At 61.8% G+C, this 14,745-nt stretch carries 11 protein-coding genes and 1 pseudogene; 7 read left to right on the top strand and 5 right to left on the bottom strand.

What is annotated here, in order from left to right; genetic code table 11:
* Positions 1–281: 281 nt before the first annotated feature.
* The 3 genes from QJT78_RS04700 to QJT78_RS04690 all read right to left on the bottom strand — a co-directional run bounded on the left by QJT78_RS04700 (position 282) and on the right by QJT78_RS04690 (position 4,476).
* The gene (locus QJT78_RS04700; RefSeq protein WP_028148279.1) at positions 282–1,502 is read right to left on the bottom strand and encodes an MFS transporter; all 1,221 of its coding nucleotides are present in this window, start codon (positions 1,500–1,502) and stop codon (positions 282–284) included.
* A 160-nt stretch (positions 1,503–1,662) separates the two neighbouring features.
* Positions 1,663–2,778, bottom strand: a complete 1,116-nt coding sequence (locus tag QJT78_RS53115; RefSeq protein ID WP_028148278.1) for a winged helix-turn-helix domain-containing protein — start codon at positions 2,776–2,778, stop codon at positions 1,663–1,665.
* A gap of 111 nt (positions 2,779–2,889) precedes the next feature.
* The gene (locus QJT78_RS04690; RefSeq protein WP_028148277.1) at positions 2,890–4,476 is read right to left on the bottom strand and encodes a winged helix-turn-helix domain-containing protein; all 1,587 of its coding nucleotides are present in this window, start codon (positions 4,474–4,476) and stop codon (positions 2,890–2,892) included.
* Positions 4,477–4,629: 153 nt separating this feature from the next.
* On the opposite strand from QJT78_RS04690, the gene QJT78_RS04685 reads away from it, so the two are divergent.
* The 3 genes from QJT78_RS04685 to QJT78_RS04675 are packed head-to-tail and all read left to right on the top strand — an operon-like array spanning position 4,630 to position 7,798.
* Entirely contained in the window at positions 4,630–5,547 is a 918-nt protein-coding gene (locus tag QJT78_RS04685) for a DUF1127 domain-containing protein (RefSeq protein WP_028148276.1), read from the top strand.
* A gap of 46 nt (positions 5,548–5,593) precedes the next feature.
* Entirely contained in the window at positions 5,594–6,568 is a 975-nt protein-coding gene (locus QJT78_RS04680) for a tripartite tricarboxylate transporter substrate-binding protein (protein ID WP_038942802.1), read from the top strand.
* A gap of 24 nt (positions 6,569–6,592) precedes the next feature.
* Positions 6,593–7,798 carry a methyltransferase gene (locus QJT78_RS04675; RefSeq protein WP_240537554.1) on the top strand — a complete coding sequence of 402 codons (1,206 nt, stop codon included), beginning with the start codon at positions 6,593–6,595 and terminating at the stop codon, positions 7,796–7,798.
* A gap of 257 nt (positions 7,799–8,055) precedes the next feature.
* Here the strand turns inward: QJT78_RS04675 and QJT78_RS04670 are convergent, their stop codons facing one another.
* Positions 8,056–8,265, bottom strand: a complete 210-nt coding sequence (locus QJT78_RS04670) for a hypothetical protein (RefSeq protein ID WP_014498566.1) — start codon at positions 8,263–8,265, stop codon at positions 8,056–8,058.
* Positions 8,266–8,564: 299 nt separating this feature from the next.
* Here QJT78_RS04670 and QJT78_RS04665 point away from each other — a divergent pair, with 299 nt between their 5' ends.
* Positions 8,565–8,981 carry an SRPBCC family protein gene (locus QJT78_RS04665; protein WP_038942804.1) on the top strand — a complete coding sequence of 139 codons (417 nt, stop codon included), beginning with the start codon at positions 8,565–8,567 and terminating at the stop codon, positions 8,979–8,981.
* A 192-nt stretch (positions 8,982–9,173) separates the two neighbouring features.
* Here QJT78_RS04665 and QJT78_RS04660 read toward each other — a convergent pair whose 3' ends face one another.
* Positions 9,174–10,547, bottom strand: a complete 1,374-nt coding sequence (locus QJT78_RS04660) for a (Fe-S)-binding protein (protein ID WP_028148273.1) — start codon at positions 10,545–10,547, stop codon at positions 9,174–9,176.
* Positions 10,548–10,866: 319 nt separating this feature from the next.
* Between QJT78_RS04660 and QJT78_RS04655 the strand changes: the two are divergent.
* The 3 genes and pseudogenes from QJT78_RS04655 (at position 10,867) to QJT78_RS04645 (ending at position 14,640) form a co-directional block, all read left to right on the top strand.
* Positions 10,867–12,449, top strand: a pseudogene (locus tag QJT78_RS04655) (winged helix-turn-helix domain-containing protein).
* A 275-nt stretch (positions 12,450–12,724) separates the two neighbouring features.
* The gene (locus QJT78_RS04650; RefSeq protein WP_038942805.1) at positions 12,725–13,570 is read left to right on the top strand and encodes a hypothetical protein; all 846 of its coding nucleotides are present in this window, start codon (positions 12,725–12,727) and stop codon (positions 13,568–13,570) included.
* 482 nt (positions 13,571–14,052) lie between these two features.
* Positions 14,053–14,640: a hypothetical protein gene (locus QJT78_RS04645; protein WP_038942806.1), complete on the top strand. Its 588-nt coding sequence runs from the start codon at positions 14,053–14,055 to the stop codon at positions 14,638–14,640.
* Positions 14,641–14,745: the final 105 nt, after the last annotated feature.

Below are 14,745 nucleotides of genomic sequence, written 5' to 3'. Positions count from 1 at the left end.
GCCGCAACGTGCGCCGTGCACGGCCGCTTTCGCGGTAGTGTCGGCCCCCGGCTATCCGCGCCAGTTGCATAGAGATCGGCGACGACGTTGCGATGACGTTGCAGCGAATGATTCGTTATCGCGATCGTTCCGGTTCGTGGCCTATGGCCGTTGGATTCTCCTGATCCATGACGCGCACTGGGAGACGGAAAGCGCGCAGAGACATTCCGTCGTTGCGCGCGATCGTCATGGCCGCAAGCCCCGGCGTACGCAGCGGCTCCGCCAATCTCGCAAACTCACACTCAGGCCGCGGCGCGGCCAAGGTCGAGCGCTTGCTTGCGTCTGGTCGGAAAGCTCAGCGCCACCGCGACGGCGGCAAGCCCGATCGCGAAGGAGCCGGCATGTAGCCACGTGTATCGTTGGAAATTGTCGAACACGAGACCGCCGGCCCACGGACCCAGCGCCATGCCGAGGCTGGCAAAGGCCGACACCGCGCCGAACACGGTGCCCATGATGCGCGCGCCGAAGTACTCGCGGACCAGCACCGCATAGAGCGGCATCACCCCGCCATAGGCGAGGCCGAACACGACCGAGAGCGCGTAGAATTCGCCGAGCTGCGCCACCGCGAGATAGGTCGCGATGCACATCGCCTGCACGAACAGGCCGCCGACCAGCACGGGCTTGGCGCCGATGCGATCGGCTGCCGCGCCGAGCAGCAGGCGTCCGCCGAGCCCGGAGACGCCGGCGACGCTGTAGACCGTCACCGCGGTGAGCGGGGCGATGCCGCACACCATCGCATAGGACACCATGTGAAAGATCGGACCGGAATGCGCCGCGCAGCAGGCGAAATGCGCGGCCGCGAGCGCGATGAATTGCGGCGTGCGCAGCGCCTGTGCCGCGGTCAGCTCTACTTCCGGCGTCGCGTCTGCAGTTGTGGGGCCCGCCGCGGCCGGCGCCGGCCGCACCAGGAAGCAGGCCGGGATCAGCAGCGCCCACGCCGCACAGCCGATCACCAGCATCGCGGTGCGCCAGTCATAGGTCGAGATCAGCCAGCTTGCGGTCGGCGCGATCGTCACCGGCGACACGCCCATGCCGGCAGAGACCAGCGCCACCGCGAGGCTGCGGTTCTTTTCGATCCAGGCGCTCGCGAGCGCCATCATCGGCGCGTAGAAGCTGCCGGCAGCGACGCCGATCAGCACGCCGAAGAACAGCTGGAATTGCCACAGGCTGGTTGCCTGGCTCGCAGTCACGAGACCGAGGCCCAGCAGCAGGCTTCCGGCAAGGACCACGATGCGGGTGCCAAATCGATCCGATAGTGTGCCCCAGAAGAACGCGGCAACGCCCATGCAGAGGAAATCCAGCGTCGCTGCCGCCGACACGCCGGCACGCGACCAGCCCATCGCTTCGGAGATCGGCTGCAGGAAGACAGCAAGCGACAGCATCGTGCCGAAGCCGACACAGGTCATCAGCGCTCCCGCGGCGACGACGACCCAGCCATAGTCGAATCCTGACGGCTTGCCCATGCGTTTCCTCTGCGCTTTTGCTCTTGTTGATGGTGCGCGCGGGGATGGTGGCCCATCTTTCGGCGGAGGGCAAGGTTACGCGCAATGCGCGGGTACAGAGCTCGTTACCTTGCAGCTGCCTTGAGCATCGGCACGCGCGATGGGCCGCCGCAACGCCGACTTAGGATGTGTTTTGTGCTGCATTTTCGCTGCCCCCGAGTGCCCGTTGCATTTGCCCCGGCCACCCGTACGCCGAGATCAGGCTCATATAGGCCTCAAAATCCGTGCCGGTCATATTGAGGGAGCGGCTGCACTGTTGAAGGGCTTCTTCATATTGACGGAGGTGCAAGTGTGCGACGCAGAGAAGCCGCGCTGCGATGGTATCGTGCAAGACGGCCAGGTTTGCGAGGTCGCCGTCGAACCGATCCGACCAGATGTCGCGGGCGGTCTGAAGGTCGGTTAGAGATACGTTGACCCGCACCTGGTCTCCGTCGCGTCTCACCGCGCCCCGCACGGCCCAGCGGATGCGGAGATCCGTCCCGAGCTGCTGCAAATCGATCGCCTTCTTCTTGTAGGCCAAGGCGGTGTCGCGTCCAACAACGAGAGTGGCGGGCGTTCGCGCGAGATCGGTCGTCAAGCCTGTCGAGATGGAGTTGGCAAAGGAGTCCTGCGCCGGACCGTCGTTGAAGCTCGCGAAGGGCAACACGACGAGAGAGAGGCGAGGCGCGATCTCGGGCCTGACGGTCGGCTGTGCCTGGATGTTTTGAGCTTCCCGTTGGGCGTCGGCACGGACCGTCTTCCAGGCATTCCAGTATCCGGCAGCGCCGCCGGCAATTGCGCCGATGGCGGCGACCGACGCCAGCACGCTGCCGACGAGCCTGAAACGGCCCCTGAGGTCCTCCAGCCAGCCGGCGGATCGCCGTTCGCCAACAGCGTGTGCAGAGGTAACCGGGATCGTAACTGCTGCCGTGGTTCCTGGTTGCCGATCCTCATCGTGGACGGCGCCCACGAAACGAAAGCCCTTGCGTGGAAATGTCTTGATAAGACGTTGTTGCTGACCGGAATCACCGATCGCGCGTCGGACGGCGTTCAGCCGGGTCGTCAGCGCCGCATCGGATACGATCCGGCCATTCCAAATCGCGTTGACGAGATCGTCCTTGCTGACGACGCGATCCCTGCTGCGGATCAGATGTTCGAGCAGATCGAGAACCTGGGGTGTCGTGGGCACCACATCGAGCCCGCGCCGCAATTCGCGCCGCTCGGTGTCCAACGCACAGTCCTCGAAGAAATAGCGCATGGCACCATTCTCCAAGCCTGCCCTCTATTCTCCGAGGGCGCGGGGGCAATAATCCGTGGAGAATAGGCCTTCGCTCCCGAAAATGTAAGCCGCGAACATTGGTCCACCCCGTCAGGGGGGGCCAACGCCGTGCTTTTCCGGAAGGCCCGCTTGGCAGAGACCCTTTTCGAAGATCGCGAAGTCATCCGCCCGGCGAAACGGTGCCAGATTCCCGAGATTGGCACGAAGATCCGGATTGCATTCAAGGGCTTGCAGGAGGGATCGTTGCGCTCGTTCACGCCGCCCGGCGAGTGCGTTGCTGGCTGCGGCAATGCAGGTCACGAGCAGGAAACTCGTCTGACCACGCAAGGCGCTCTCGGCGCATGATGATGCCGCGTCATAGCGGCCCGCCAGAAAATGCGCATAAGCCATGGCCCCCTGCGCGTCATAGTACATGGGCGGATCGAGCGGGCTAAGTCTCACGGCACGTGCGGAGTGCTCGAGGGCGAGACCCGGCTCTCCCCTCCAAACCCTCAGCCAGGCACTGGTGGCCCACGCTTGCGCGAAGTTCGGGTTGTCGGCCAAAGCTCGATCCACGAAAGCAGCCGCGTCGTCGAACTCATGGGCTATGAAGGCGAGTGCATATCCACCCACGGACAGTGCAACCGGATCATTTGTCCCCAGTTCTACAGCCTTCCGCGCCAGCCGGGTGGCTTCCGCAATTTCCTTCGCCGGATCGATGATCCAGCCGTTCGCCTTGCGCCGGGTATAACACCAGGCGGCCATCGCATAGCCACAAGCCAGTCGAGGGTCGAGTTCGGTCGCCTTGCAAAAGAGCTGCAACGCCTCCGTGTTTGCGTTGTTGGACCAACGGGATTTCGCCAGCCCGCGCAGATAATGATCATACGCATCCAGATTTTCGGGCGGCTTCCGCCTTGCCCGCTTGATCTCCTCACGCTGCAGCCTCGGGGCGATTGCGCCTATGACACTGGACGTCAGATTGTCCTGCAGATCGAACATGTCCTCGATCGGGCCCTCAAAGCGATCTGCCCAGAGATGCGTTCCAGTTTCGGCATCGATCAGCTGTCCCGCGATTCGAATGCGATTTCCGGCTTTGCGCACGCTGCCTTCGAGGACATAGCGGACACCAAGCTCGCGGCCGACCTGCTTTACGTCGACGACCCGGCCCTTATACGCAAAGCTCGAATTGCGTGCGATCACGAACAGCCAGCGAAAATGAGCCAGCGCCATCGTGATTTCCTCCACGATGCCATCTGCGAAATACTCCTGTTCGGGATCGGAGCTGAGGCTGACGAAAGGGAGTACGGCAATCGAGGGCTTATCCGGTAGCGGGAGGGGCACTGTTCTCGCTTCTGACCGGTGAGGGACGGTTGAAGGATCCGGCTCCCGTACTTCCCGAACGGCTCCGACGAAACGGAAGCCCTTGCGCGGGATCGTCTTGATCAGGCGCTGCGCTTCCCCGCAATCGCCGACTGCCGTGCGGACGCCATTGATGCGGGTCGCAAGCGCGGCCTCCGATACGATGCGCCCCTTCCAGATCGCGTTCATGAGGTCGTCTTTGCTGACGACACGCTCCCTGTTGCCGATCAGATAGTCGAGAATGTCGAAGACCTGTGGCGCAACGGAAACAGCATCGGCTCCGCGATGCAGCTCGCGCCGATCCGTGTCGAGCACGTATTCATCGAAGAGATAGCGCAAATTGCCACTCCGGTCGCTGGATGAAGCCGCCTCTGCACCTGCTGGGGCGTAAAGTAAGGCGCCGGTCAGGAAAATGTAAGCTGCACGTCAAGCGTGCCCGGCGAAGTCCTGACATCCTGCCCTCGGTAAAGGTATCGCCAAGGGATATCGCCGATGAGTACCATCAACGGCGTTGCGCAGGTGCGACGGACTGCCACACCCGTGCAGCAAGTGACCAGCCTTTTCCTGCGGGTCTGGAGCGCATGGCAGAAGCGCCGAAGACGGCTGAAGGTACAAACCGCTCTCTGTGCCCTCAGCGATCGGGAGTTGATGGATGTCGGCGCGACGCGCGCCGAGATTGACTACGTTGCCCTGCAGCAAGGCCGCGCAAAGCCCGATCGTCCGGCACCCTGGCGCATTGGTAGTGCGCTTGCGATCCTGTCGCTTTTCAACATGCTCGGCTTGATTTCCGTAGATCGCGTCGAGGCTCAATGCACGGCCCAGGATGTTCTGCGGAGACAGCTGGCGGTCAAGGTCGATCCGCCGGCTCCCAGATCGGAGATTCCGATCAGCTCCGCTGCAGATGTCCTGGTGTGGAAGACGATCCGGATAGGAACATTCACGGATACTTTCGCTCTTCGCAGCGCGATGAGTGCAATGGGCTGTGGCGTCGGAAACGCGGCCGATGAGATACTCGCTCGACCGGCCTTCACTCTGAGTCGCAAGAAGGCGGAGGTTGAGCTTGTTGCCGTGTCGGTTGCCGAACTCGGCTTTCAAGGCGAGGCTTCGCTGCGGGAAATCTATGCGCGTGCACAACAGCTCGGTCTTGCACTGGCGCCCGCCGAAATCGCGCCGCAGCTGAGACTCCAGTATTTGGACCAGCCGATCGGTGAGTTTCTCACCATCGGGATGGCGCCGATCGGGACGTGGGCGGGCGAAGCGGTCGTCCTGACGGTGGCGAATGGCGGAGCAGGCCTCATTTTGATCGGCCAGGATGGCCGTGAGGATACGCAGATATCTGCGATATCCCGTTTCGTGTTCGTGCGGCCCGGTTCATCCGTGGCTCCCGAGGCCGCAGCGATGGCCAGGTAGCATGCCGCGATCTCATTTGGTCTGGGCTCGATCAGGGAAACGGGTGATGATCACGCGTCGTGATGTGTTGTCGGCGGCTGCCGCGGCGTTCGCCGCTACGCATATTTCACCGCGGGCTCTCGCACAGCCGATCGCGAGAACCGTGCATATCCTGACGGGCTTCACGCCCGGGCTGCAGGATGGGCTGGCGCGGCTCGTGGCCGGCCAGATGAGCGGCTATGCGGAAACCATTGTGGTCGAGACCCGTCCCGGCGCGGCCGGTCGCATCGCGGTGGAGGCGGTGAAGAGCGCCGACGCCGACGGATCGGTCATGCTGTTCGCGCCGCTCGGCTTCATGATGTTCTTTCCGCACGTCTACAAGACACTGAGATACCATCCACGGGATTTCACGCCCGTGTCGACTGTCGCCTCGACCCCGACATTGCTGACGGTCGGTCCCAGCGTACCGGCCGACGTCAAGACGCTGGCGGACTTCGTGGCCTGGTGCCGCGCCAATCCGAAGCACGCCACCTTTGGTTCGCCGGGCGCCGGAACCTCGCTGCATTTTCTTGGTACGACGCTGGGCCGCACCGCCGGGTTCGATTTTCTTCACGTGCCCTATCAGGGCGGTGGCGCGATTCAGGATCTGGTCAAGGGCGTGATTGCCGCGACCGTCATGCCGATCGGCAGCTCGCTCGGACTCGTCCAGTCCGGCGATCTTCGTGCGCTGGCGACCACCGGGCCGCGTCGCTGCCCGTTTGTTCCGGCGGTACCGACGATGCGGGAGGCCGGATATCCGTCGCTCGAGGACCTCACATGGTTTGCGTTCTTCGTTCCGGCCAAGACGCCGGCGCCGATCGTCGATAAGCTCAACACCGCGATCCAGGCGGCCTTGCGCACCGACGAGGTCAAGGCCGGCATGGCAAAGCTGGCGGTCGAGCCCGACGCGATCGCCATGGAAGACTTCGCCCGGCTGATCGCATCCGAATCCGACCGGTGGAAGGCGATCGTGCAGGCAACGGGGTTCGTCCCGACCGATTGAAGCGGCATTGACAGGAGGCAATACATGAGCGGGCCGGCATCCGTGCATGATCTCGTGCAGTCGCATCGCATCACCGCGGTGATCTATGCGGCGGCGAAGCTCAATCTCGCCGAGGCCATCGGCGATGAGGCGAAATCGGTGGCCGAGCTCGCCCGGCTGGTGTCCGCCGATGAAAGCGCGCTGCGCCGATTGCTCGTTGGCCTGACGACACTTGGCCTGTGCAGGCAGGCAGGCCGGGATCGATTTGCCATGACCGAGCTCGGCCGGCAGCTCGACGAGACCGCCGACCCCTCCTTCAAGGACTGGGTTCTGTTCGAGGGCGAGATGCTCGCGCAATCCTGGATCGGATTGGTCGATTCGGTTCGCTCCGGCAAGAGCGCGGGCGAGCTGCGCGGCGATGGCGACGATCGCTATGCCGCGACGAGCAATGCGCCGGAATTCACCCGCCGCTTCAACGCCGCGATGGTCAGCCTGACGCGGAGCATCGTTCCAAGGATCATCGCGGCCCACGACTTCGCGACCGCGCGCGTTGTCATGGACCTCGGTGGCGGCACTGGCGAATTGATCGGCGGCGTGCTCCAGCACAACCCGCATCTTGAGGGCATCGCCTTCGACCTGGCGCGCTGCGAGGCGGGAGCGCGGGCGCATTTTGACCGGCTAGGCATCGCCAATCGCTGCCGGTTCGTCGCCGGCAGCTTCTTCGAGAAGGTCCTGGGCGGCGCCGACACGATCCTGATGAAGAGCATCCTGCACAATTGGAGAGACGATCGTTGCGAGGTCATTCTGCGCAACTGCCGGGACGCGCTGCCGGCCAGCGGAACGTTGATCGTGATCGAGCGGATCATGCCGGAGCCTGCGACGACCGAGGCCCAGGACCGCTCCTGCGCCATGAGCGACCTCAATATGCTGCGGGGACCTGGCGGCCGCGAGCGGACGGAAGCCGAGTACCGCAGGCTTGGCGTCCTGGCCGGCTTCGCCTTCGTCGGCACCAGCGGTGTCGGCTCGTTCAGCCTGGTCGAATTCCGAAAGGTCGGGCACTACTGCCGTCCGTTGGGACGGCAGTCGAGTCTCATCCTATCAGGCCTTGCCATCAGGCCTTGGCGCTGGTTCGATCAGCAGCCCCGGCAGACGCCGGAGATCTTGCGATCGACGTCGGCATCCTCCTGGTCGAGGAAATCCAGCAATCCCAGACTTGCCGAGGGCACGTCGGAGGTGTGGGGCTGGCGGTGACCGACCGGGGCCGTCCACGGCCTGGTGGTCGTTTCCTTTCCGGGCAGCGACGGGTGGAAAGGTTGCGCCGAAGCTGCGCCCATCGTCGATACGATCGTGACCACAATCAGCATCTTTGAGGTGATCATAGGTGTCTCCAAATGCATCCCGCCCTGCATGTGCGGTTCAGACATTCAGATTTGCATCGAAGACCTGCTATTCCCTGTCATCGCGCAGGCGTGATGCCGCCGCGGCGCGGCCTTCCGGAACGACGTTGGTCAGGCCGGCGCTTTCCGGCCGATCAGACCGAAGACGATCATGACGAGGCTGATGCCGCCGACGGCGCCCGAGACCTCTCCGACCGTGCGCATCAGGGCGGCAGGATCATTGGACCACGGCGTCATGTCCCGCATCGAGAGGAAGAACAGGACGGCGAGCACCAGCAGCACTGAGCCTACGGCAATCAATCGCCAGTTTCGCTTTCGCATGACAGACATTCCCCCGTATCGCCCACGGATGGGCGGGTCCGTTTAGGACGCAGGGAGGTAGTGTCGTCGAGCCCGGGTCGGGTTCAATGGCCGCGAGCCGCATCGAACAAATGTGACCCTCATCCCCAATTTGTTCGCGGCCGCTGGTGGGTGGCCAACAGACGTTTTGACATTTTTGTGTTTTCAACGCTTTGACGGCTCGACCCTGTCGGATTGGACCAGTCTCGATCGTCCTTGGATGGACCCCGCACACGTCAGTGATGCCGTCACCTAGAAAATCGAACCAGGAGCTTATGTTCATGAGGATCACCGTCGAAACCACCGTAGCAGCCCCCATCGATCAGGTCTGGCGTGCCTATACGACACCTGCTGACATCATGGCGTGGAACGCCGCGTCCGACGACTGGCATACGACCAAGGCTACGGTCGACCTGCGGGAAGGCGGGCTCTTCTCGTCGCGCATGGAAGCCAAGGACGGCAGCATGGGCTTTGACTTCGCCGGGACTTACACGACGATCGTCGAACACAAGCTGATCGAATATTCATTCGGCGATCGCAAGGCCGAAGTCGAGTTCGTGCCCGGGGCGAAGGGCGTCGTCGTCCGCGTCGTCTTCGATAGCGAACCGACGCACTCGGTTGAGCAGCAGCAGGGCGGCTGGCAGGCCATCCTCGACAACTTCGCACGACACGTGCAGGCGAAGCAGAAGACGTCGTGAAGCCGTGCGGGGGGCAGGAGAGGGCGGTCCCTGACGGGCGTCGTCGGCTTTCCGCGCGGTGCACGTGACGGAAACTGACAGTCGAGGAATAGCCGGCTTCGGGGGCAGCCGCGTCGGTTGCCCCCTTAGCCGGCGACCTCCGGTTTGCGCCGGGCTCACTGGCGCGATGGGCCAGCAGGTGACGTCAAGCTGCTACGACGGCTCCACGCCCCCCGCGCGCGTCTCCGGGGGCGCGCCACGCCTCAGGGGAAGCGGCTGGTCGCCAAGCAACACCTTCACCACCACGTCACGCGCATTGTCGGGATCAAGCGAGTGCTTTGCGATCAGGTCGCTACAGTCGGCGACGATCTGGTCGGCGTCCTGCATGATCTTGAGCTCTTTGTAGCGATCGTGCCGATGCAGGCCCATGCTTTCGCCGACCACTTCAAGGATATTGACGATACGGAATGGCCAGTCGCGCTCGTGCCCGCACAGTTCGCGATGATCGGAATGATAGACCGCGACCAGTGCATCGACACCTGCATCGCGCGCCGCCTCAAGCTCCATGAGTTGCAATTCGCGCTTGTACTTTGGAAGCGCGCCGACATCCACGCTTTGCAAACCCACCGCCGGCTGGTTCAGATCGACGAGCTCGATACCGGGTACCGCCGTCAAGATTTCAGCGGCGGATTCCACGACGCCGGCCACGCCGGGATGCCTGTGCAGCGCGACCCGCATTTCGACCCTGCGTTGAAGGTGCGGCTTGAGCTGCACCAGCCGGTCGCCGAGAAAGCGCATGAACGGGTTCATCTCGAACGGGCGGGACCCGTGCTGTCGCTCCACCGTTGGCAGGATGGTCTCCGTGTACTGGACGTAGCACGACGGGCACCAGGAGATCACCTGCCCCGAGTTCGAATGCGACAGCTTTTCCATCGTACTCGATCCCATACGACCGGCCATCTCTGCGTCGCCAGACTTGAGCTGGAGAATGCCGCAACAATGGCTCGGTCCGCCCATCACCTGGTAACTGACGCCGAGCGCGTCCATGATATCGAGGGCAAGCAAGGCGATGTGCGGCGTCTTGAGCACATTGCAGCCGGTGTAAAACACGAAATCCGGCGCCTCAACGGGCGTAGCGACCGACGCCGATCTCTGACCCAGTCGTTCGAGCACGTCCGCATCGAGTTGCAGGCGCGAAAGCATGTTCACGCCACGACTGCCGTCGCGGTACCTCTCGACACCCCGGCGGCGCCGTTCGGCAAGCTCATTGTCCGACTTCGCGATGCCAAGCCGCGCCATGCTCAGCAGGAAACGCGGATTGACGCCATAGCTGCACGCCTTGATGCATGCCCCGCTCCGCATGCAAGACTGCGCCCATTTGCGCGACGCTTCCGGGCCGTTGCCGGTACGGACCAGCTCGAGAATGCCGCCGATGATGTCTTCGGACTTTGTCGTCCGCGAGATGCCGGCCGGCTCGACACTCGGACAGGCCTCGACGCATTTCCCGCATCGCGTACAGGCGTCGAGCATGTCTTCGGCATATTCAGCCAGGGACGTCTCGAACGGGACCTCGTTCATCGGCTGCATGACCAACTCCCAGGCCTGCCGGAGGATCAGCTACGTGCGGCACACGACAACGCCTGAACCTAACCCACAATTGGCGAGCTGTACACGAGCAGGCCGCAATGGGGATCTGTCGCCTTCGGGTCACGAGCAGCAATACTTGCAGTGAGCAAATCAAGTCGGCTCCGCCTCTAACAGGGGACCTCGGCAAGCCTCCCACAATTGTCGCGATGGGCCAGAAGCAGACAATCACCACCTTGAGCGGCTTACATTTTGCTTACTGGCGGCATAGCTTATGCGTGGTTGACGTCCCTCAGCGAGCTAGGCCACGAGGGGAATGGCTGTGCGCTATCTCTTCGAGAACTACACATTTGACACAGACCGGCGTGAGCTGTGTCGCGGCGCCAAGATGATCCCTCTCGCGCCACAGGTCTTCGACCTGCTCGACTACCTGATCCGCAACAGGGAGCGCGTCGTCAGCAAGGACGACCTGATCCGCGCCATCTGGGACAACCGCTCCGTCTCTGATGCTGCATTGACGACCCGTCTCAATGCCGTCCGAGGCGCGATCGGCGACACCGGTGAGAAGCAGCTTCTGATCAAGACGCTGCCGCGCAAAGGCTTCCGTTTCGTTGGGGCCGTGCAGGAAGAAACACAGGGGAGCCCGGCCGAGCAGGCTGGTTCGGCGACGTGTGGTGGCGTGACTGCAGAGACGTCGTCTTCAGCACATCGCCTTTCCATTGTTGTGCTGCCGTTCGCTAATCTCAGCGGAGATCCCGAGCAGGGCTATTTCGTTGATGGCGTGACCGAGAGTTTGACCACGGATTTGTCGCGCATCTCCGGTTCATTCGTGATCGGCCGACACACCGCCTTCACGTACAAGGATAAAGCAGTCGACCTCAGGAAGATCGGGCGCGAGTTGAACGTCCGTTACGTGCTCGAAGGCTCCGTGCAGCGCAGTGGGAACTGGCTTCGGGTGAACGTGCAGCTTGTCGATGCCGAAAGTGGCAACCACCTATGGGCCGAGCGTTTCGACAAGCCCATCGCTGATCTGTTCGACATGCAGGACGAAATTGTGTCGCGGTTAGCCAACACGCTGGATGCCCAGCTTGTTGAAATTGAGGCCCGACGGGCAGAACACTCTGTACGTCCCGACGCGATGGATTTGTATTTCCAGGGCATCGCTCACTTAAACAAGGGAGTGACCCTCGAGCACCTGACGCAAGCGCGTGGCTTTTTCGAACGCGTCTTGGCGCTTGATCCCGGCAGTATCGAAGCACTGGTTGGCACGGCCATAGTTGACTACTCTATGGGCGTTAACTTCTTTACGGAAGACCGAGCCGCGTCCCTGGCGGCGGCCGAGACGGCCCTAAACAAGGCTCTGTCAATGGCTCCACAGCACGCGCAGGCTCACATGTATCTGGGCGTGGTGTATATTTTCACATTCCGCGCGGCCCAAGGGATTGCCGAATGCGAGCGGGCGTTGGTGTTGGATCGAAATTGGCTAACGCTCATGGCTGGATCGGTCGTGGCAAGTTTCATCTTGGTCGCGCTGAGGAAACCGAGGCCCACATCCATGACGCGCTTCGTCTCTCGCCTCGCGACACCTTTGCTTACCGGTGGATGATGGTCATGGGCCTCGCCAAGTTCTGGCTCGGTGCCGATGCCGATGCGGTCGCATGGTTGCGGCGCAGCCTTGAGGCCAACCGGAATTTTCCCTTCACGCATTTTTTTCTCGCTGCGGCCCTAGCGCTTGTCGGGCAGCTGGATGAGGCGCGCGCTGTAGCGCAGGCCGGATTGACGCTCCAACCAAATTTCACCATTCGTCGCTTCCGCGCTAGCCTATACAGCGACAATCCGAGTTACCTCGCCAGGCGTGAGCGCGTCTATGAGGGCATGCGGTTGGCCGGGGTGCCCGAGTGCTGATGTCCGACTTGGGTCAAAATGCGAAGAACTCAGAGTGAGCAAAGTCAGTCCGCTCTACCCCTAAGCGGACCTCAATGAAAGGTGTCGCCACTTCGCTGACGGGCCAAGGGGTGACATTGTCCGCGAGCGGCTGGCGCCAGAACAAATGTGAGATAGTTCATATCCGGCGCGTCGCCGACGTGTTGCCATTACGATGTTCCGGCGAAACTTCATTTCTTTCGCCGCCGTGGTCGGTGCGTATCGCGCTACGGTTCGGACTGTGCGGGAGGTGTTGAATGGTCAATATCAAAGTTCCTATTAATCCAGTGCAAAAACGCGGCTTGTGGCCGCCCAAAGGCGGGCGCGAATATCCGGTCTTGGATACGGACGACTGGTGGAAAATTGCGGCGCGCGAGCACATAGATGCGTGGGCGTTAATCGAGTTCAATTTCCAAACGCACGTTCCTGAGGAGGTGAATTGGTATTTGCGAGAGCTCGTGGGTTGCCGCCACAGCCGTGACGGGGGGCGCAATTACGCGTTTATCGGGGCTGACCCGAAGCTGCGCAAAATCTATCTTCCCGCTGTGCCGCCTCCGCCCCCACCTAAACCCATACCCTGGCCCGACAAACTCAAGAAGCTCCAGTACGAGGTGGAGCATTCGACCGATCCACAAAAGGAACGATTCCTCTGCATGCTCAAGGCGATGGAGAACCGCCGTGATGATCGCGTGATCTTTTGGTCCACCATAGCCCCGGGCCCCGAGTGGGTTGCTCCGCTTGGCGTTGAGGGAAGAGGGATTGGGAAAGCGTTGATCGATTCGCAGTGGCTCTATAAAAATATAAAGACTGTGCGGGATGTGGACCTTCTTCCGTATGGCGACGGGATGCCGAGAAGCGATACTTTCGTGATCAGCTTCCACAAGTATCTGTTTGAAACGGCTGCGCCTTCCATCGGAATCCTGCGCGCGGCGAACGCAGAAATCGTCAAGACGCATGTCATGTTGGATCGTTGGGCGAACCAAAGCATGGGTGGAAGTGCGTCGATGCCGACGTGTTATCGCGCAATCAAAGAATTTATTCGCTTACAGGAGCAAAGTGATTACCCGTCTGTGATCAACTGCATTGTGACGACTGGCACGTAACCAGGTCCCTGGGCGGATGACTGCACCAATCCCCACCGCTTCAACGATTGCGGAGTCATCTGCTTCGGCGGCGTTAAGTCCACCGACATGCACCTCGCACTCGCAATTCACCACGTCAACAAAGAGATCATCGGCTGGCTGGAACCGGCGGCGAACAGCATCTCTCATTTGGTTTGATCACCTCGTCGGTGGACCGCTGGAGATGCAACGACACGTCGAGGTCGAGCGCTTTTTGGCGGTCTTGACTTGATCACCAGTCAAATTTGGTCGGTGCCTGAATCGGCGGGTTGTAGCCCTTCATATTGGGTACGCTGGAACGCGACCGATGGCTCAATTGAGTCAAAATGCGGAGAACGCAGAGTGAGCAAAGTCAGTCCGCTCTACCCCACGAAGCGAGCCTCAATGAAAGGTGTCGCCACTTCGCTGATGGGCGAGAAGCGGACATTCCCGTTCGTAGCCCGAGTGTGCTAGCCTGAGGCACCATGCCCACACCTGCCGAAGCAGTAAGAACCTACATCCTGGCCAAGGACGGCAACCGACCGTTCTTGATGAGGCAGGCGTTCTCTGAAGACATTGCACTCGAAATGGTGGTCAAGACCGACGCCATTTCGTTCCCCAACACGGCTTCCGGCTTGAACGCCGTGGAAGAAATTTTGGTGCGTCGTTTTGGTGTCGAATACGAAAACATCTACACGTTCTGCCTATCCCAGCCTTCCGAGACTGACCGAGCGCGCTTTCAGTGCCATTGGTTGGTGGGGATGTCCGCCAAGGCCAGCGGGCAACCGCTGCGAGTTGGATGCGGACGTTACGACTGGCATTTCAATGAGCACGGAAAAGTGGTGAGGCTGGTGATCACCATTGAAGTCATGAAAGTCTTATCGGGCGCCGAACTCGATGGCGTGATGCGCTGGCTATCCTCGCTTCCCTATCCGTGGTGCAGTCCGTCTCAGGCTCTCCTGTCATTTCCTCCGCAGAACGACCTGCGTGAGGTTGAAGCCTACTTGAAGCAGGCTCAGCAATCTTCGCGGTCGAACTACGATTGGCCAATAGGGTTGACGTCCCGAAGTTGAAGCTCGCCGTGTGTCGCCTTCGCATCAATCGCGTCACTATGGCCGCGTGCCGCTCCCTTCCGGTCTGCCCCTGTGAACGGAAATCGTCAGACTGCGCGGGCATGT

Source organism: Bradyrhizobium sp. Mp27 (assembly GCF_029953005.1).
Classification (GTDB): Bacteria; Pseudomonadota; Alphaproteobacteria; order Rhizobiales; family Xanthobacteraceae; genus Bradyrhizobium; species Bradyrhizobium barranii.
This window is presented reverse-complemented; position numbering and strand designations above follow the sequence as displayed.

Coding starts and splice junctions, on each gene's coding strand:
- QJT78_RS04700 (WP_028148279.1), bottom strand. CDS start 1,502: ATGGGCAAGCCGTCAGGATTCGACTATGGCTGGGTCGTCGTCGCCGCG.
- QJT78_RS53115 (WP_028148278.1), bottom strand. CDS start 2,778: ATGCGCTATTTCTTCGAGGACTGTGCGTTGGACACCGAGCGGCGCGAA.
- QJT78_RS04685 (WP_028148276.1), top strand. CDS start 4,630: ATGAGTACCATCAACGGCGTTGCGCAGGTGCGACGGACTGCCACACCC.
- QJT78_RS04680 (WP_038942802.1), top strand. CDS start 5,594: ATGATCACGCGTCGTGATGTGTTGTCGGCGGCTGCCGCGGCGTTCGCC.
- QJT78_RS04675 (WP_240537554.1), top strand. CDS start 6,593: ATGAGCGGGCCGGCATCCGTGCATGATCTCGTGCAGTCGCATCGCATC.
- QJT78_RS04670 (WP_014498566.1), bottom strand. CDS start 8,265: ATGCGAAAGCGAAACTGGCGATTGATTGCCGTAGGCTCAGTGCTGCTG.
- QJT78_RS04665 (WP_038942804.1), top strand. CDS start 8,565: ATGAGGATCACCGTCGAAACCACCGTAGCAGCCCCCATCGATCAGGTC.
- QJT78_RS04660 (WP_028148273.1), bottom strand. CDS start 10,547: ATGCAGCCGATGAACGAGGTCCCGTTCGAGACGTCCCTGGCTGAATAT.
- QJT78_RS04650 (WP_038942805.1), top strand. CDS start 12,725: ATGGTCAATATCAAAGTTCCTATTAATCCAGTGCAAAAACGCGGCTTG.
- QJT78_RS04645 (WP_038942806.1), top strand. CDS start 14,053: ATGCCCACACCTGCCGAAGCAGTAAGAACCTACATCCTGGCCAAGGAC.